The sequence below is a fragment of the Nocardia veterana NBRC 100344 genome (assembly GCF_000308855.1).
Lineage (GTDB): Bacteria > Actinomycetota > Actinomycetes > Mycobacteriales > Mycobacteriaceae > Nocardia > Nocardia veterana.
The window spans coordinates 1-18,173 of the sequence record NZ_BAGM01000014.1 but is presented as its reverse complement, the minus strand read 5'-3'; the positions used below and the strand labels follow the sequence as shown (position 1 = coordinate 18,173).

General features: G+C 68.8%; 15 protein-coding genes. 12 read left to right on the top strand and 3 right to left on the bottom strand.

The window, feature by feature from the left end; translation table 11 throughout:
- Positions 1 to 312: 312 nt before the first annotated feature.
- Entirely contained in the window at positions 313 to 1,104 is a 792-nt protein-coding gene (locus tag ON37_RS03470; protein ID WP_245552974.1) for an MHYT domain-containing protein, read from the top strand.
- A gap of 128 nt (positions 1,105 to 1,232) precedes the next feature.
- On the opposite strand, the gene ON37_RS03465 is transcribed toward ON37_RS03470, so the two are convergent.
- Both ON37_RS03465 and ON37_RS03460 read right to left on the bottom strand, forming a co-directional pair.
- Complete coding sequence (locus ON37_RS03465) at positions 1,233 to 1,811, bottom strand: C40 family peptidase (RefSeq protein WP_083892697.1); 579 nt, start codon at positions 1,809 to 1,811, stop codon at positions 1,233 to 1,235.
- Positions 1,812 to 2,000: 189 nt separating this feature from the next.
- Entirely contained in the window at positions 2,001 to 3,431 is a 1,431-nt protein-coding gene (locus tag ON37_RS03460; RefSeq protein WP_040716601.1) for an amino acid permease, read from the bottom strand.
- 192 nt (positions 3,432 to 3,623) lie between these two features.
- Between ON37_RS03460 and ON37_RS03455 the strand changes: the two genes are divergently transcribed.
- From ON37_RS03455 to ON37_RS03410, 11 genes are all read left to right on the top strand, one after another.
- The gene (locus ON37_RS03455; protein WP_051031138.1) at positions 3,624 to 4,295 is read left to right on the top strand and encodes a phosphoribosyltransferase; all 672 of its coding nucleotides are present in this window, start codon (positions 3,624 to 3,626) and stop codon (positions 4,293 to 4,295) included.
- A gap of 93 nt (positions 4,296 to 4,388) precedes the next feature.
- Positions 4,389 to 5,606 carry a cytochrome P450 gene (locus ON37_RS03450; RefSeq protein ID WP_040716600.1) on the top strand — a complete coding sequence of 406 codons (1,218 nt, stop codon included), beginning with the start codon at positions 4,389 to 4,391 and terminating at the stop codon, positions 5,604 to 5,606.
- Entirely contained in the window at positions 5,603 to 6,169 is a 567-nt protein-coding gene (locus ON37_RS03445) for a TetR/AcrR family transcriptional regulator (RefSeq protein ID WP_040716596.1), read from the top strand. The genes ON37_RS03450 and ON37_RS03445 overlap by 4 nt, the downstream gene beginning before the upstream one ends.
- 97 nt (positions 6,170 to 6,266) lie before the next feature.
- Positions 6,267 to 8,066, top strand: a complete 1,800-nt coding sequence (locus tag ON37_RS03440) for an acyl-CoA dehydrogenase (protein WP_040716589.1) — start codon at positions 6,267 to 6,269, stop codon at positions 8,064 to 8,066.
- A 76-nt stretch (positions 8,067 to 8,142) separates the two neighbouring features.
- Positions 8,143 to 8,913, top strand: coding sequence for an RluA family pseudouridine synthase (locus tag ON37_RS03435; protein WP_245552976.1), 771 nt, complete (start codon positions 8,143 to 8,145; stop codon positions 8,911 to 8,913).
- Positions 8,914 to 9,099: 186 nt separating this feature from the next.
- Complete coding sequence (locus tag ON37_RS03430; RefSeq protein WP_040716631.1) at positions 9,100 to 9,879, top strand: metallophosphoesterase; 780 nt, start codon at positions 9,100 to 9,102, stop codon at positions 9,877 to 9,879.
- Positions 9,880 to 9,946: 67 nt separating this feature from the next.
- A complete protein-coding gene (locus ON37_RS34535) occupies positions 9,947 to 10,783 on the top strand; it encodes a flavin-containing monooxygenase (protein WP_306306448.1) in 837 nt (278 codons plus the stop codon).
- A gap of 14 nt (positions 10,784 to 10,797) precedes the next feature.
- Positions 10,798 to 11,424 carry a flavin-containing monooxygenase gene (locus ON37_RS34530; protein WP_306306447.1) on the top strand — a complete coding sequence of 209 codons (627 nt, stop codon included), beginning with the start codon at positions 10,798 to 10,800 and terminating at the stop codon, positions 11,422 to 11,424.
- Between the two features lie 38 nt (positions 11,425 to 11,462).
- Positions 11,463 to 13,769: an ATP-binding cassette domain-containing protein gene (locus tag ON37_RS03420; RefSeq protein WP_083892696.1), complete on the top strand. Its 2,307-nt coding sequence runs from the start codon at positions 11,463 to 11,465 to the stop codon at positions 13,767 to 13,769.
- Entirely contained in the window at positions 13,766 to 14,503 is a 738-nt protein-coding gene (locus ON37_RS03415; RefSeq protein ID WP_040716583.1) for a CbiQ family ECF transporter T component, read from the top strand. Before ON37_RS03420 ends, ON37_RS03415 begins: the two co-directional genes overlap by 4 nt.
- Positions 14,504 to 14,758: 255 nt before the next feature.
- Positions 14,759 to 15,442: a DUF8020 domain-containing protein gene (locus ON37_RS03410; RefSeq protein ID WP_245552972.1), complete on the top strand. Its 684-nt coding sequence runs from the start codon at positions 14,759 to 14,761 to the stop codon at positions 15,440 to 15,442.
- An 84-nt stretch (positions 15,443 to 15,526) separates the two neighbouring features.
- Here ON37_RS03410 and ON37_RS03405 read toward each other — a convergent pair whose 3' ends face one another.
- Positions 15,527 to 17,959 (bottom strand): ATP-dependent DNA ligase, encoded by a 2,433-nt coding sequence (locus ON37_RS03405; protein ID WP_040716580.1) that lies wholly within the window; start codon positions 17,957 to 17,959, stop codon positions 15,527 to 15,529.
- Positions 17,960 to 18,173 lie beyond the last annotated feature (214 nt).

The following is an 18,173-nucleotide window of genomic DNA, read 5'->3' as shown; positions in this document are numbered from 1 at the left end:
TGGCGCAAGTGCGCCAGAACACACCCTGTTCGTCTGTCCTCCTCCAGACATTCCGGCAAACACCGTGCACACACCCCGTGAACCGGTATCACCTGCGGGTTCACCGACCGGTCGGGAGGTGCGCCGGACCCCGGGCAAGAGCCGGCGCGACTAACGATCATGAGCGATGTGAACTATCGTCCGGTCACGAATTCATAACCCCTCTTCCGTTTATGGAGACCTCGTGCTCGAGCTCGACCATTTCAGCCACGGCTGGGTGACGCCCGCCCTGGCCTATGTCATGTCCGTCATCGGTTCGGTGCTGGCATTGCGATGCGCCACGCACGCCCGAGCCTCCCGCTGGCCGGGCGGCTGGCTGATCGCCGCGGCGTCTCGCTGGGCGGCGCCGGCATCTGGGTCATGCACTTCACCGCCATGCTCGGGTTCGCCATCCACGGTGCGAACATCCGTTACGACGTTCCGATGACACTGCTCAGCGCTGCCATCGCCATCCTGGTGGTCTGGGTCGGACTGTCGATCGTGGTGCGGGGCCATCGCGAGGCGATCGCGCTCCCGCTGGGCGGCATGATCACCGGCTTCGGCGTGGCCGCCATGCACTACCTCGGCATGCACGCGATGCACGCGGGTGCGCACATCGAATACAGCACGGGACTGGTGGCCCTGTCGATTCTCATCGCGGTCGTGGCCGCGACCGCCGCGCTCTGGTTCGTCCTGCACGTGCGCGGGCTCTCCGCTACCCTCGGCGCGGCCCTGATCATGGGCCTCGCGGTCTGCGGAATGCATTACACGGGAATGGCATCCATGACCGCGCACCGGATGGATTCGATGAGCGAGCCGACCGGCGGCGTCGATTCGGTACAGCTGCTCACCCCGCTGATCATGGTCGTCACACTCGTCACCATCATGCTCGTGGTGCTGGTCGGCCTCGCCGAGGTGGATGCCCCGTCACGGCGCGAGAATGCCACGGTGACAAGCGATCTCGGACTCGCCGACAGCGGCCGCGCCTGGCCGCGGGCGCATACCGAGGAATCGCCGGCGCCCGCCCAGCCCGCACCGGCCTTCAGCCTGCAGGCGATTTCGAAACGGCAGTCCACCCGGCGTTAGCCGACGGACTCGGATGACCGGCCGAGCACGATCCACTCGGCCGGTCACCCTCGGGATCCGTTCGCCCGTGCCGGCCACCGGCACCGGCCTCGAATCACGGTGCCGCGCACCGCATTCGGTGTCACCGCTCAGAACCGACGGGCAGCCGTGACCGGCATCTGGGCGATCGCGGAGCGGATGACTCCCTCGCCACTGGTCGCGGCGTGGACCACGGTCCCGTCACCCGCATACAGCGCGGAATGTCCGCCGCCGTAGAACGAGACCAGATCACCCGGCTGCAGCGCGTCCAACGGGACGGGCACACCGGCGGACAGCTGGTCGTAGCTGGTGCGCGGCAGTTCGACGCCCACCTGCCGATAGGACCACTGCACCAACCCCGAGCAGTCGAAGGCATCCGGGCCGGCGGCGCCGGTCCGATAGCTCGACCCCAGCTTCGACTCCGCGGCCTCCAAGGCCCGCTCCCCGAGCGATTTCGGGGTTTCCGGCGGTGCCGGCTGAATCTCCGGAATCAGCCCCGGAATTGCGATCTGGGGAAGGGGGGAAATTCCCGGCACGACCGGGGCGGGTAATGGAGATTGAGCGCTCACCGGCGCTGCCGTTATCGTCGCCGTTCCCGCGGCACCGGCCAGAACTGCCAGTGCTACCGCGGTCGACCAGGCCGAACGGTGGAGCAAACGGGTACATCGACCCTCTGCGGTTCCTGCCATGATGCGTTCCTCCGAATCTCGTAGCGAGAGCAGATTTCCGAAACACCACGGTGATCTGTCGATCCTTGGATCCGGGGAGCCATGATTCGCCACGAGCGGATGGAAACCAAATAGGAACGCGGCAATTCGAATAACGAAACGATAAATTCCGGAAAAACGGCAGATATCGCCGGTATCTCGATACGATCCCTACGGTCGATCGGCCGGCGTGGTCGCCGCGGGCGCGGCCAGCAGCGAGTGGCGGCGGCTGTACGCGAGATAGACGACCGCACCGATCGCGAACCAGATCGCGAACCGCAGCCAGGTCACCGGCTCCAGGTGGGTGATCAGCCAGATCGAGAACCCGATCCCGACCAGCGGCACCACCGGCATTCCGGGCGTGCGGAAGGTGCGTGGCAGCTCCGGGCGGCGGTAGCGCAGCACGATGACGGCCACGCAGACCACGATGAAGGCCAGCAGAATTCCGATATTCGTCAGTTCGGCGGCCTCACCGATCGGCAGCAGTCCGGCGATCGTGGCCGACGCGAATCCGACGATCCAGGTGATCCGCGTCGGCACCTGCCGGACCGGATGGGTTTTGGCGAACCACCTGGGCAACAAGCCGTCTCGGCTCATCGAGTACCAGACGCGGGTGACTCCGAGCATGAAGGTGAACAGCACGGTCATGATGCCGACGATCGCACCGGCCGCGATCAGACTGCCCAGTCCGCGCAGCCCGACGGATGCGAAGGCCGAGGAGAGCCCGCTCTCCGGATCGATCTCGGTGTAGTGCTGCATCCCGGTCAGCACCAGGCATACCAACACGTACAGCACCATCGAGATCGCGAGCGAGAGCAGAATCGCCTTGGGCAGATGGCGTTTCGCATCCACGGATTCCTCGGCCGCGGTCGACATCGCGTCGTAGCCGAAGACCGCGAAGAACACCGTCGCGGCGCCGGTCACCGCGCCGGACATACCGAACGGGAAGAAGGGGTGGTAGTTCGCCGCATCGATGTAGCGGAAGCCGACCACGATCACCACGATCACGACCACGACCTTGAGGCCGACCACGAAGGTCTCGAACCGCGCCGCGGCCCGAATGCCGAGATTGAGCAGGTAGGCGATCAACAGGCACAGCACCGCCGCGAACAGATCCACCACGTGGCCGTGGCCGGTGCCGGGCGCGCCCAGCATCCAATCCGGGAGTTGAAGGTCGAACTGTCCCAACAGGAATTGGATGTAGCCGGAGATGCCGATGGCGACCACGGACACGATCGCGGTGTACTCGAGCAGCAGATCCCAGCCGATGAACCAGCCGACCGGCTCGCCGAGGACGGCGTAGCCGTAGGTGTAGGCCGAGCCGGCGCGCGGAATCAGGCCCGCGAATTCGGCGTAGGACAGCGCCGCGGCCGCGCTGGCCACCCCGGCGATGAGGAACGAGATGAGCACGGCCGGCCCGGCGGTATCGTGGGCGACCGCCCCGGCCAGGGCGAAGATCCCGGCGCCGATGATGCCACCCACCCCGATGGCGGTCAGCTGCCACAGCCCCAGCGCCCGGTGCAGACCGGTGGCGGAATCGTCCTCGATGAGCTCGATCGGCTTGCGCCGGAAGAATTCTCGCAGGGCGGGACCGGCTCGCATGGGCCCTCCTTGTCCGACGGTCGGCGCGGGGTGAGTCCACGGTACCGAGCCCGGCGGCCGCCCGCGCGGTATTCGATTCGGCCTCGATCGGGGCAAACCGCGCACCGACAGGCCCGCCTCCGGCGTAGAGTACGCGCTGGCTTCCGCGATGCGCCGGCGCTTCGCCCCCTTCCACATACCCGGGTGACCACGATGCCCTTTACCGATCGTCGCGAAGCAGGCCGTCGTCTGGTAGCACGCCTGCGGCCCTTCCGCGACCCGAGCGCGATCGTGCTCGGCGTGCCACGCGGCGGCGTGCCGGTGGCCTACGAGGTCGCGACCGCGCTGGATCTTCCGCTGGACATCGCGGTGGTGCACAAACTGCGGGTGCCCGGCCGGACCCGGCTGATCTTCGGCGCGGTCGCCGAGCACGGGGTTCGCGTGGTCGACGACGATGCGGTGGTGCGGGCCTTCGTGAGCCCGGCCGAACGCAACGGGGTCGAACGCGACGCACGGGAGGCGGTGCTGCGGACGGCGGTGCGGTATCGCCGACGCCACCCCGCGCCGATCCTGGCCGGACGCACCGTGATCGTGGTCGACGACGGTGTGAGCACCGGCGCGACGGCCCGCGCGGCCATCGCGCTGGCCCGATCGCGCGGTGCCGCGCGGGTGGTGCTCGCGGTACCCGTCGGATCCTGCCGGGCGGTGCGGGCCCTGTCCGGTCACGCCGACAATGTGATCTGCCTGGAGACGCCGGCGCTGTTCCACAGCATCGGCCATTGGTATCGCGATTTTCTCCCGGTGCCCGAGACCGCGGTGGCCGAGCTGCTGCTGCGGGCGGCGCAGCCGAAGCCCAGTTCGAGTGGGCCGATCCGGCTGCGCTGAACGCCGTCGCGGTGCCCTACGACAGCCAGTGCCCTACCCATCTCGGTGAAACACGTTCTAGACACTCGACCTGATTTGTCTTACATTCGAAACATGAGCCAGACGGTGTCTCACGAAGCTCGATTCACACTCCGCTCGGGCGAAAGCTGGCGCGACCCGTGGCCGATGTACGCGGCCCTGCGCGAATTCGCCCCGGTCCACCATGTGGTGCCGGAAGGCCGGGAACAGGACGACTACTACGTGCTGTCCCGCTACGCCGATATCTACGCGGCGGTCCGCGATCCCGAGACGTTCTCCTCCGCCCAGGGGTTGACCGTCGACTACAACAATCTGAGCGAGATCGGGCTGGGCGAGAATCGGCCGTTCGTCTTCACCGATCCGCCCGACCACACGGTGTTCCGCCGCCGCGTCGCGAAGGGTTTCACGCCGCGCCAGGTGCAGGAGATCCGGCCGGCCGTCGAAGCCTTCGTGATCGACCGGCTGGAACGGTTGCGCGCGGCCGGCGGTGGTGACATCTCCGTCGAGTTGTTCAAACCGCTGCCGACCATGGTGGTGGCGCACTATCTCGGTGTGCCCGAGGCGGATCGAGCGAAATTCGACGAGTGGAGCGAGGCGATCGTGGCGGCCTCCGCGACCGGCGGTATCGAACACGCGCAGGAAGCGGTCGGTGAGCTGACGCAGTACTTCATCACGATGATCGACAAACGCAAGCTGGAACCCGCCGACGACACCGTCTCGCATCTGGTGGCATCCGGGCTGGGCTCCGACAGCGATGTCGGCGAGATACTGCAGATCATCGGCTTCGCCTTCACGATGATCACCGGCGGCAACGACACCACCACCGGAAATCTCGGCGGCGCGGTGCAATTGCTGACCACCTACCCCGAACAGCGACGACGGCTGCTCGACGATCCCGGCCTGATTCCGGGTGCGGTCGACGAATTCCTGCGGCTGACCTCGCCGGTGCAGGGCCTGGCCCGGACCACCACGCGCGATGTCGAGATCGAGGGGGTGCGGATTCCGGCAGGCCGGCGGGTGCTCATGCTGTACGCCTCGGCCAACCGGGACGAAGCCGAATACGGTCCCGACGCAAGTGAATTGGACGTCACCCGAAATCCGCGGAACATCCTCACCTTCGGCAACGGCAACCATCACTGCCTCGGCGCCGCCGCCGCGCGGATGCAGGCCACCGTCGCCCTGCGGGAACTGCTCGCCCGCTGCCCGGATTTCACGGTCGACCTCGACGGGGTGCGCTATACCGACGGCAACTACGTCCGGTGGCCGGTCAACGTCCCCTTCGTGCCGGCATGAGTGACTGGTTGGCGCAGCCGCGCTCGTTACAGGCCGCCGAACGGATTCTGGACGCCGCCGCGAGCCTGTTCGCCCAGCGCGGTGTGAACGCGACCCAGATGGGCGATATCGCCAAGGCGGCCGGATGTTCGCGGGCCACGCTGTATCGCTATTTCGACAGCCGCCAGGCGGTGCAGCTGGCCTACGTCCACCGCGAGGCGCGGCGGGTCGGTGCCACGGTGACGGCCGAGATCGGATCGATCACCGATCCCGGCGAACGCGCCGTGGCCGGTGTGCTCGCGAGCCTGCGAGCGGTGCGTTCCGATCCGCTGCTCATCGCCTGGTTCCGCCCCGACGATGCGGGCCGGACGCTGGCCATCGCGCAGACCTCCGAGGTGATCGAGGCGATCAGCCGCTCGCTGTTCGGGCCGGAAACCGGGATGGGAGACGATGATTCGAGCCAGCTCGCACGCTGGCTGACCCGCATCATCGTCTCCCTGCTGACCGTGCCGGGGCGCGACGAGGCCGAGGAGCGCGCCCTGCTGGAACGGTTCCTCGCGCCCCTGCTCGCCGAACGACACTGACCGGGACGGCCGCCCGACGCCGAGCCCGCCGGGGTCGCACCACCGGCGGGGCGACGCGCCCCTTGCGCGGGGCAGCGTCGCCCAGCAGGCTGGGGGTATGGACTCGCTCATCATGTCGGCCCGTGACCTCGACTTCCTGCTCTACGAGTGGCTGAACGTGACCGAGCTGACCGGGCGCGAGCGCTACCGCGAGCACAGCCGGGACACGTTCGACCAGGTCCTCGCGCTGAGCCGGGAACTGGCCGAGAAGTACTTCGCGCCGCACAACCGCACGGGTGATCTGCACGAGCCGACCTTCGACGGCGAGAAGGTGCACATCATCCCCGAGGTGGCCACCGCGTTGAGCGCCTTCGCCGAGGCCGGATTCGTCGGCGCCGCGATGGACGAGCGAGTCGGCGGAATGCAGCTGCCGCACACGGTCTTCACCGCGTGCATGGCCTGGTTCTATGCCGCGAATGTGGCCACCGCGAGCTACGCGCTGCTCACCATCGGGAATGCGAATCTACTGGCCGCACATGCCGATCCGGGCCAGATCGACCGCTTCGTGCGGCCGATGCTGACCGGGCGGTACTTCGGCACGATGGCCCTGTCGGAGCCGCAGGCCGGCTCGTCACTGGCCGATATCACCACCAAGGCGGTGCCGCAGGACGACGGCACCTATCGGCTCTTCGGCCGCAAGATGTGGATTTCCGGTGGCGATCACGAGCTGTCGGAGAACATCGTGCATCTGGTGCTGGCCCGGATTCCGGGCTCGGAACCCGGCACCCGCGGTATCTCCCTGTTCATCGTGCCGAAATACCTTCCGGCCGAGGGCGATTCGCTGGGCGAGCGCAACGACGTGGTGCTCGCCGGGATCAACCACAAGATGGGCTGGCGGGGCACGGTCAACACCGCACCCGTCTTCGGCGACGGCGCGTTCACCCCGGGCGGCGCGCCGGGCGCGGTCGGTTATCTGGTCGGCGAACCCAACCGGGGCCTGGCCTACATGTTCCACATGATGAACGAGGCCCGGCTGGGGGTCGGCCTGGCCGCCACCGCCCTGGGTTATACGGGGTACCTCAAGGCGCTCGACTATGCCCGCAACCGACCGCAGGGCCGGCCGGTCACCGCGAAGGGCGGCGCCTCCGCTCAGGTGCCGATCGTGTCGCATCCGGACGTGCGGCGCATGTTGCTGGCGCAGAAGTCGTATGCCGAAGGCGCCCTCGCATTGCAGTTGTACTGCGGCACGCTGATCGATCGCCAGCGCAGCGCAGTCGACGACACCGAGGCCCAGCGCGCCGGCCTCCTGCTGCGAGTCCTGACCCCGATCGCCAAGAGCTGGCCCAGCCAGTGGTGCCTGGCGGCCAACGACCTGGCCATCCAGGTACACGGCGGCGCGGGCTACACCCGCGACTACGACGTCGAGCAGCACTATCGTGACAACCGGCTCAACCCGATTCACGAAGGTACCCACGGCATTCAGAGCCTGGATCTGCTCGGGCGGGCGGTGGTCGCCGACGGCGGGGCGGCGCTGACGCTGCTGCTGGACACCATGGGCGACACGGTGGACCGGGCCCGCTCCACCGGCGACGGCGAACTCGGCGATTTCGCCGACGCGCTGGCCGCCGCGGCGGGCCGCATCGCCACCACCACCGCGACGGTCTGGCGGGACGCGAATCCGGAAGCGGCGCTGGCGAATTCGTCGGCATACCTGGAGGCGTTCGGACATGTCGTGCTGGCCTGGATCTGGCTGGAGCAGGCGATCGCGGCCAACGCCGGGAGCGAGGACTTCCATCGCGGCAAGCGGGCGGCGGCGCGCTACTTCTTCCACTGGGAATTGCCGCGGACCGCACCGCTTTTCGACCTGCTCGACGCCATGGATCGCACCACCCTGGACCTCGACGACGCGTGGCTGTAGCACACCGGCATCGCGGTACCGCCCCCTCCTGGCGACAATCGGCCATGACCGGGGCCTCTACGCTGACCCCGTGGAGATGCACCCGGCGCAGATGCACTGGTCACGGCTGGCCGAACAGTACCTGGTCGACGAGGACGACGCGATCATCGCGCTGAACAAGCCGGCCGGTATCGCGGTGACCGGCGAACGGCACGACACCGACCTCGTGCAGTTGGCCGCCGCGGAAGGTATCACCCTCTATCCGGTGCATCGCATCGACAAGGTGACCTCGGGGCTGGTGCTGTTCGCCAAGGATCTGGCCGCCCACGGCGGGCTGACCCGCCAGTTCACCAAGCGAACCGCGGACAAGCAGTATCTCCTGGTCACCGCCGCGACCGGGCTGCCCGAGACGGGCGTGATCGAGCTGCCGTTGAGCGTGGGCCGCAAGAATCGGGTGCGCATCGCCGCGCCCCGGGAAACCATCCGGCGCGACGGCGACCTCTGGTTCGTCGACGAGAGCGACGTCCTCGCGGGAAAGAGCTATCCCTCCCGCACGGAATTCACCACGGTGGCCCGGGCCGAACGCCACACCGTCGTGCTGGCCCGGCCGATCACCGGGCGGCGGCACCAGATCCGCGTCCATCTGGCCTGGATCGGCTATCCGATCGCGGGCGACCCGCTGTTCGACCGATCCGGGACCTACGCGCGCACGCACCTGCACTCGTGGCGGTTGCGGCTGGACGCGCCGTGGCGGGCCGGATCCGCACTCGAACTGACGGCCCGGCCCGGCCCGGACTTCTTCACGACCGGCACCGAGCCGATCATCGATGATCCCGCCGACCTGCTCGCACATCTCGCCGATAGATAGCAACCGGCTATAAGCGGTGGCGTGCGTCATGCAGACGGCGCGCTATGGACCTTCTACTCTGGACAGGTGCCGTTTCGGCACGCACGCGGCCGAAGCGAACATCCCCGGGGGCCGACTCCACACGGGCTCGCACCGGTCGTTCCCCATCCGGGCGCAACGGTGCGATCCCACGAGAAAGCGGACGCCATGATTCTGTTGGCACAGGTCAGCGACACTCACTTCGATCAGAACCCGCACAACGCCGACCGCGTCGCCACGGTCCTCGACTATCTCGACCGATTACCGCACCGCCCCGACGCCATCCTGATCACCGGCGATCTCACCGATTCCGGCACCGCCGCCCAGTACGAGCAGGCGCGGAAGGTGCTGCGCACCGACATTCCGCTGTACGTCCTGCCCGGCAATCACGACGACCGCGCGAATCTGCGCCGCATTCTGCTCGATGTTCCGGCCGCGACCGGGCCGATCAATCGGGCCGTCGACGTGGGCCCGGTCACCGTGGCGCTGTTGGACTCCACGATTCCCGGGGCCGGTGGCGGGGCGCTCGGCGCGGCCACCTACGACTGGCTGGATCGGCTGCTGGCCCGCACCCCCGCGGACCGATCCGTCCTGGTCGCGATGCATCATCCGCCGGTCCCGATGTACTCGACCGTCGTCGACCCGATCCGGCTGGCCGATCCGCAGCGCCTGGAACGCACGATCGCCGCCGACGATCGGATCCTGGGCGTACTCACCGGCCACATGCATGCGATGGGCACCACCCTGTTCGGCGGGCGCCCGCTGGTGGTGGCGCCGAGTGTGGCCTCGGCGATCGGCGGCGCCTGGGAAGTGCGCACCCCGGGCGAGGTGCCGATCGACTACGCACCGGATCCCTCGGTCGTGTTGCACGCGGTCGAGGGACGGCGGCTCACCTCGATTCTGCGCACCGTCCCGATGGGCGGGCGGGTGTCCGTACTGCCCGGCTGAACCGGCTCACCGGGAGGTCGACCGCGCCTAGAGTGGAGATACCGTTCTCGATTCGAGGAGTACGCGTATGGCCGCCACGCAGCCTTCGGTCATCGTCGTCGGCGCCGGTTTCGGCGGGCTGGGTGCGGCAATCGAACTGCAGCGCAACGGGTTCGACGACATCACCATTCTGGAACGAGCCCGCGATCTGGGCGGGGTATGGCGGGAGAACACCTATCCCGGCGCCGCCTGTGACGTGCCCTCGCCGCTGTACTCGTTCTCCTACGAGCCCAAGGCGGATTGGCCGCATCGGTATTCGGGGCAGACCGAAATCCTCGGCTACCTGCACTCGGTGGCGATGAAATACCGGCTGCCGGAACGGATCGGGTTCGGCTCCGAGGTCACCGAGGCGACCTTCGACGAGCAGGCCGGACGCTGGGCCGTCCGCACCGCCGACGGGACGTCCCACACCGCGGACGTGCTGATCTGCGCGGTCGGCCAGCTGTCCCGGCCGCGACTGCCCGACATCCCGGGTATCGGCCGTTTCACGGGTCCGTCCTTCCACTCGGCGCAGTGGGATCACGATGTCGAACTGGCCGGCAAGCGGGTCGCGGTGATCGGAACGGGCGCCAGCGCAATCCAATTCGTGCCCGCGATCGCGCCCGTGGTGGACCGGTTGACGCTGTTCCAGCGCTCCGCGGCGTGGGTGGTGCGCCGCACCGATCGCGCCTACCGGCCGATCCACCACGCACTGTTCCGGTACGTCCCCGGACTGCGCCTGGCCCAGCGGCTGTGGTGTGGTGCTTCCTGGAATTCTTCGCCCTCGGCCTGGCCGCGATCCCGCCTATCCGCCGCATCGCGACCTGGCTGGGCACCCGGGCACTACGTCACGACATCCCCGATCCGCAGCTGCGGGCCCGGCTGACCCCGGACTATCCCGTGCTCTGCAAGCGCGTGCTGTTCTCCAACGAGTACTACCCGGCGCTGGCCCGGCCGAATGTGACGCTGGTGACCGAGCCCATCACGGAGGTAGTCGCCGAAGGGGTGCGGACCGCGGACGGGACCGTCCATCCGGCCGACGTGATCATCTACGGCACCGGCTTCAAGGGCAGCGAATTCCTCTGGCCGATGCGGATATCGGGCCGGGGTGGCGCCGACCTCGAACAGGTCTGGGCCGAGGGGGCCCGCGCCTACCTCGGAATGGTCGTGCCGGGCTTCCCGAATCTGTTCCTCATGTACGGGCCCAATACCAATCTGGGTGTGGGCTCGATCGTCTACATGATCGAATGTCAGGCTCGCTACATCCGCCGTGCGGTGCGATACCTGAGTGAACATCCCGGCGCCCGGCTGGAGGTGAAACCGGAAGTCGCTGCCGAATTCGACGAGCGCACCCAGCGCCGCCTGCGCCGCACCCCGTGGACCGCGTGCTCGAGTTGGTACCGCAACGCGGCCGGGCGCATCACCAACAACTGGCCCGGCACCGTCACCGCCTACCGGCTGCGAACGCGGACGCTGAATCCACACGATTACCTGTCGACCGCCCCCGACCCGATCGCCACGCCGTGAGCGGACCCGCCCGCCGCGGGTGCTGGCAGACTTGAGCCGTGACCGCGCCATCTCCCACCGGCGCCGAGCCGCATCTCGACCACGGCCCGTTGCGCCCCATCGAACTCGCCACCGCGGCGGTTCTCGGCGGCGTGACGGTCGGGCTCGTGACGATCGGCTCGGTCGTTCCCTACGCCGCCGCCCTCAACCTCGTCGCGGCGGTGCCGATGGGCCTGCTGGCGCAGCGCTACCGGCTGCGTGCAATCCTCGGCGCGACCGTCGCCGCGACCCTGGTCAGCTTCGTGGCGGCCGGGCTGGTTCCGGCGGCCACCGTGGTGAGTGCGGCGACGATCGGCGGCATCATCGGCGGCGTCAAGCGCCGACACCGCGGGCTGATCACGGTGCTGTGTCTGTCCACCCTGGCCGGACTGGTGTGGGCCACCTTCTCGGTCGGGATGTTGTACCTGTTCGCGGCCTCCCGGCGGCTCGTCTTCGACAATGTGCGCAATCTGGCCGCCGGCGTCGACCATGTGCTCTCGCGGCAGCCGCAGCTGGAATCCCTCGGCAACGGGGTGGTTTCGATCACCGACGCCGTTCTGCGCTGGTGGTGGCTCTACATCGGCGGCGGTGTCCTGCTCGGCGTGGTCGGCACCGCCCTGTTCTCCTGGTTCGTCCTCGGTTCGGTGCTGGACCGGCTCGCGTGGCTACCGGGACGGGACCGGTTGGAGGCGCCGGCCGATACCCGGGCGATCGCGCCGGTGCCGGTGCGACTGCGGGGCGCGTCGTTCCGCTATCCGGGTGCGCGCACCGACGCGCTGACCGATATCGACCTGACCGTCGACATCGGTGAATTCGTCGCGGTGGTGGGCCACAACGGTTCCGGCAAATCCACGCTGACCCGGCTGCTGGCCGGACTGCCGCCGACGGGCGGGACGGTCGAACGACCCGGTTCGGCCGGCCTGGGACGGATCGGCGGTACCGCCCTGGTGTTGCAGCGCCCGGAAAGCCAGACCCTCGGGGTTCTCGTCGCCGACGATGTGGTCTGGGGGCTGCCGGCCGAGGCCGCGCGCGCCGTCGATGTCGAGGCGCTGCTGTGCGAGGTCGGACTCGGCGGGCTCGGCGGCGCCGAAACCGCCACCCTGTCCGGTGGGCAACAGCAGCGGCTCGCGGTCGCCGCGGCCCTCGCCCGCAACCCCGCCCTCCTGATCGCCGACGAGGCCACCTCCATGATCGACCCGGAGGGCCGCCGCGAACTGGTGGCGCTGCTCGCCGAACTACCCGCGCGGCATCGGATGGCCGTCGTCCTGGTCACCCATCACGAGGCCGACGCCGCCGCCGCGGATCGGGTGATTCACTTGTCCGGCGGCCGGCAGGTCGAGCAACTGCCGACCTGGCCGCGGCCGGTTCGCAACCTGCGGCGGCGGCCGATCGGGGAGCCGCTGCTGGAACTGCGCGATGTCCGCCACACCTACAACCGCGGCACGCCGTGGGCCGCGACCGCGCTGCGCGGCGTGGATCTGACCGTCCATCGCGGTGAGACGCTGCTCGTCGTCGGCGGCAACGGCTCCGGCAAATCCACGCTGGCCTGGATCATGGCCGGACTGGTGGTGCCGACCACCGGCAGTTGCCGGCTGCGCGACTACACCGGGTCACGACCCGTACACAAACGCATCGGCGCCGTCGAACTCGCCTTCCAGCATTCGCGGCTGCAACTGCAACGCCAGACCGTCGGTGCCGAAATCGAGGACTGGGGTGGGCACGGCACCGGATCCGGGGCCGTCGGCCGCGCCCTGGACGCGGTGGGGTTGGACCGGGCGATGGCCTCGCGCTCGATCGAGGAATTGTCCGGCGGACAGGCCAAACGAGTGGTCCTCGCCGCCATCGTGGCCAGCCGGCCACAGGTGGTGGTGCTCGACGAGCCACTGGCCGGGCTCGACCCGCAGGGCCGGGCGGAAGTGGTGGAACTGCTTGCCCGCCTTCGTGATTCGGGCCTGACGCTGATCGTCATCTCGCACGATGTGGCCGATATGGAGAGCGTCTGCGACCGCACGGTCCACCTTCGCTCCGGCCTGATCCTGGAAAGCCTGCCCGCCGTGGCGGCCGCCGCCGAACATCCGGCCGATGTCGTCGGCACCGGTACCAGCGGCCCGAGCGATCCCGTGGTCGGACCGCACACCGGCGACGGGCACACCGATTCCGTCCCACCCGCGCCACGATCGGGCCCGGCGGCACGCGGCGGCGGAGAGCTGGATGGAACCGATCCGGAACGTTCCGGCCCGCCGCGCGGACGGGGTGAATCCGCGCCCGGCCCGGACCGGCCCGGTCCGGGCCGCCGGCGCGGCGACGCCTACGGAGGTGCGCGATGAGTATGGTGCTGCTGCGCGAGGTGCCCGTCGACAGCCCGATCCATCGGCTGTGGGCCGGCACCAAGATGATCGCCGCCTTCCTGATCAGCGTGCTGCTGATGTTCCTGCCGGTCTGGCCGGTCCTCGGGGTGATGGTGGTCTTCCTGGTGGTGATCGGTCTGCTGGCGCGGCTGCCGCTGGGCACCCTGCCGCGACTGCCGTGGTGGTTCTGGGCGCTGATCCTGTTGGGCGGCCTGCTCACGCTGCCCACCGGTGGCGCGGCCCTGGTGCGTTATCTGCAGGTGACGCTGTTCGGCCTGGTATTGCTGACGACCTCGTTCCTGATCGCCTGGACCACGCCGATGAGCGAGGTCGCACCCGCCCTGGCCAAACTCGGTGCGCCGCTGCGGGTCCTGCGGATCCCGGTCGACGAATGGGCGGTCGTCGTGGCCCTGACGCTGCGCGGGCTGCCGCTGTTGCTGGACGAGATCCGGGTGCTGCGTGCCGCCCGCCGGCTGCGTCCCAAGGACGGCGGGGTCGCGCGCGGTGCGGCCAATCCGCTGGTGGACATCCTGACCGCCGCCATGGCGGTCGCGACGCGACGGGCCGGCGAGCTGGGCGAGGCGATCACCGCACGCGGCGGGACCGGTGAACTCACCGCCCACCCCGCCGGACCCGGCCGGGCCGATTTCGTCGCGCTGGCCGTGGTGGTCGTGGCGTGCGGCGGTGCGGCCGTGGTCGGCCTGCTGGTGTGATCGCCGGTTCCGCTGTCGGCGAACATCCGGGCTGCCCGCGAACCGTCAGCGATCACCGGGGCGAAAAGGGCAAACATCGTTTCCTTTGCAAAATACCAAGTCAGACGTTTTTAAATCGGTCCACATAACGACTCAGTGAAGGTACGGTTACCACTGTGAGTTAGCCGGACCGCGGCTCCACGCGCACTGGGGAGATACGTCGGGGGTATTGAATTCTTTGCGCGCGTCGTTTCCGGCTGTGTGGGCTTCATCCTGATGAAGATTGGAACCGGAATGATTCTGCGCAAGTTCGCCGCCGTCGCCCTGCCGGCAGTGGTGGCCGTTGCCCTCGGTGCCGGCACCGTCCACGCCGACACCGGCGTTGCCGATACCAGCGCACAAGAGGTGCGCTACCGAACCGAACTGGTGGGCAACACCGTTCGAACAACGCTCGACAACGGCTTCTTCCGCATCGGCGCCGACGGCACCACCGTCGACGTGGCCGACGCGACCGGCCACTCGTTGATCACCCTCCCCCTCTCCTTCCGCCAGGACGGACTGGAATATCCGCTCCCGCATCAGGTTCGCGACGATGCCCGAGTACTGGATCTGACCGTGGTGAAGGACGTGGCGGCGGCGCATCCGGTGCCGGTGACGCCGGTGGCGTCGGTGTGGGAGAACCAGAATGCGATGAATGCCTTCGCGACCCAGTTCGGGATCGGAACGGCCATAGGTAGTTTCATCGGCTCGGCAATCGGCGGGGTGATCGGCCTGGTTGTCGGGGCGGCCGCAGGTGGTATCGGTGCGATTCCGGGATTCATCACGGGCGCAACCGCGGGTGCCATCATCGGATCGCTGGTGGTGGGCGGGCCGACCTTGGTGGTCGCCGCAATCGACCTCATCAGCACCCTTTCCGCCCCGCCCGGAACGACCAAGTGGAACGCTGTCAGCACCAACTGAGCTGCTGTAGCACCGAGGTCCGGCACCCCGGCCACCGGGATGTCGGACCTCGGACGCGGCTCGCGGCGGCCACCGCCCAATTCCCTACTCCCCCTCCGGCACCCATGCCGCGTGCCACAACCGGCCCGCCTCGGTCCAGTTCATGAACCGAACGGTGCCGGTGAGTTTCGGTGTCGCCCAGACGGCGTCCTTGCGTTCGTCGGCGCTGAGCTCATTGACGAACGGGCTGGTGCTGCGCCGCAGGCGTCGCAGCCGCGTGGTCAGTTCCGACATCTCGCGGTCACTGAACCCGGTACCGACCCGGCCGATGTAGTAGAGCTCGCCCTCGTACTCGACACCGACCAGCAGCGAGGCGAATTCGCGTGCGGCGCTGCGCCGCCAGCCGCCGATCACCACGTCCTGGGTGCGCCAGTTCCGGGTCTTGATCCACGACTGGCCGCGCTTACCGGGCAGATAGACCGAATCCTTCCGCTTGGCCACCACCCCCTCGAGGCGGTGCTCGCGGCTGTACTGCAACGCTTGTGCGCCCGGACCGTCGAGACGTGGCGGCACCACCAGCGACGGGGCGCGCTCGGCCAACACCTCGAGCAGCTGCCGCCGGTCGGTATAGCGCTTGCGCAGTAGCGACGTTCCGTCCAGATACAGCACGTCGAAAGCCACCAGCACGGCCTGCCCCGGATTTTCCTGCAACAGCGCGAGATTCGCGGCGCCCTCCGCGTCGAATACGACCGCCTCGCCGTCGAGCACCACCCGATGCCCACGCAGCTCGCGCCCCAGCGCGGCCACCCGCGGATAGCGATCGGTGACGACATTGCCCGCCCGGCTGCGGATCACCACGGCGCCGTCGTCGATTTCGGTCACGATCCGGAACCCGTCCCATTTGGTCTCGAAAACCCAATCCCGGGCGTCGAGCTTCGCCACATCGCCCGAGGTCGCCAACATCGGCGCGAGCCCGCGGGGAAATTCGGCACCGGTTCGCCCGCCGCCGGTCCCCACGACCCCGTCCGCTTCGCCGGCGCGGCGACCGGTCCGAGGACCGGTCGCACCTCCGGCGCCGTTCGCCGCGCCGGCGTCGGGTGCGGCATCGGCCGACCCGCGGGCGGACGAGCGGCGCGAGGTGGGCCGGGCCGACGTGGGCGACGAGCCGGGCGGGGCCGAATCCGCTTGCTGTTCTTCGTCTTCGGCGACCTGCGACTTCATCAGGTGCATCAGCCACTGCTTGCCGTCGGTCCGGATGAAGGCGTAACGACCGCTGAGGCGCTCGCCGTGGAAGTGGACGATCACCTCGTCCTCGCGCCATTTCTCGGTGTCGTAGGTTCCGGTGTCCCAGATCGTCATCTGCCCGGCGCCGTATTCGCCGCGCGGGATGGTGCCGTGGAAATGCAGGTATTCCAGCGGGTGGTCCTCGGTGTGCACGGCCAGCCGGTTCTGGGACGGGGAGGTCGGCGGCCCCTTCGGCACCGCCCACGACACCAGCACACCGTCACGTTCCAGGCGCACGTCCCAATGCAACCGCCGCGCGTGATGTTCCTGCACCACGAAGCGGTCACCGGAGCCGGGGCCGGGCGGCCCGGCCGGGACGGGCTCCGGGGTACGGGCGGGATCGCGCATCGAGCGGTAGGTCTGCAACGGGTCGGCCGCACCGGCGGCCGGCGGCGGATCCAGGGCGGCCAGCAGATCGCCGTCGGCGCGCCAGCATTCGATGACCTCGTCGAACCGCAACTGGCGCAGATTTTTTCGATCGGCGATCTCGTCCCAACTCCGCGGCGCCGCCACCGTCGGCTGTTCCCGGCCGCGCAGGGAATACGGAGCGATAGTGGTTTTCGCCGGATTGTTCTGGCTCCAGTCGAGAAAGATCTTGCCCGGCCGGACCGCCTTCGCCATCGTCGCGGTCACCAGTTTCGGATGCAGTTTCTCCAATCCGGTCGCCAATTGTTTGGCCACCGTCGACGCCCCGCCCGGGCTCAATTCCCGGTCCAGCGGCACATAGATGTGGATGCCCTTGCTGCCGCTGGTGACCGGATACGCATCCAGTCCGGCATCGCGCACGGTGTCGCGGATCCACAGCGCCACGACGGCGCAATCGGCCAGTTCGACGCCCGGGCCCGGATCCAGGTCGAAGACGATGCGGGTTGCCGGACCGCGCTGCCCGCCGACGAAACGCCATTGCGGGACATGGATTTCCAGCGAGGCCTGCTGGCCGAGCCAGGCCAGCCCGGCAACCGAATCGATCACCGGATACTCCACGCGCCGATCCGAATGCTCCATCGGCATGCGCTGAATCCATTTCGGCGCGTGCGAGGCGAGATTCTTCTCGAAGAACGACGAGTCGGCCACCCCGTTGGGCCACCGCTTCCGAGTGACCGGGCGCCCGGCGATATGCGGCAGCAGCGCCGGTGCGATGGTGGTGAAATAGTCCACCACCTCCCCCTTGGTGGTGCCGGTCGCCGGATACAGCACCTTGTCGAGGTTGGTCAGACCGACCTCGATGCCTCCGAAATCGCGGCGCGCCGCCATCTCCGCAGTGTAAAGGCAGAACGGGCCCCGCCGGAGGAGTGAACCTCCGGCGGGGCCCGTCGTCGACACGGCGAGTGCGTGCGCCTGCGCGCTGCGGCTCGCCCAGCCTGCTCGGCCCCAGCCTGCTCGGCCTCGGCCGTCAGCGGCCTGCTCAGCCCTCGGGCGGCTGCGGCGCCTGCGGCCCTCCGGCGGGGCCCGTTCTGCCTTTACACTG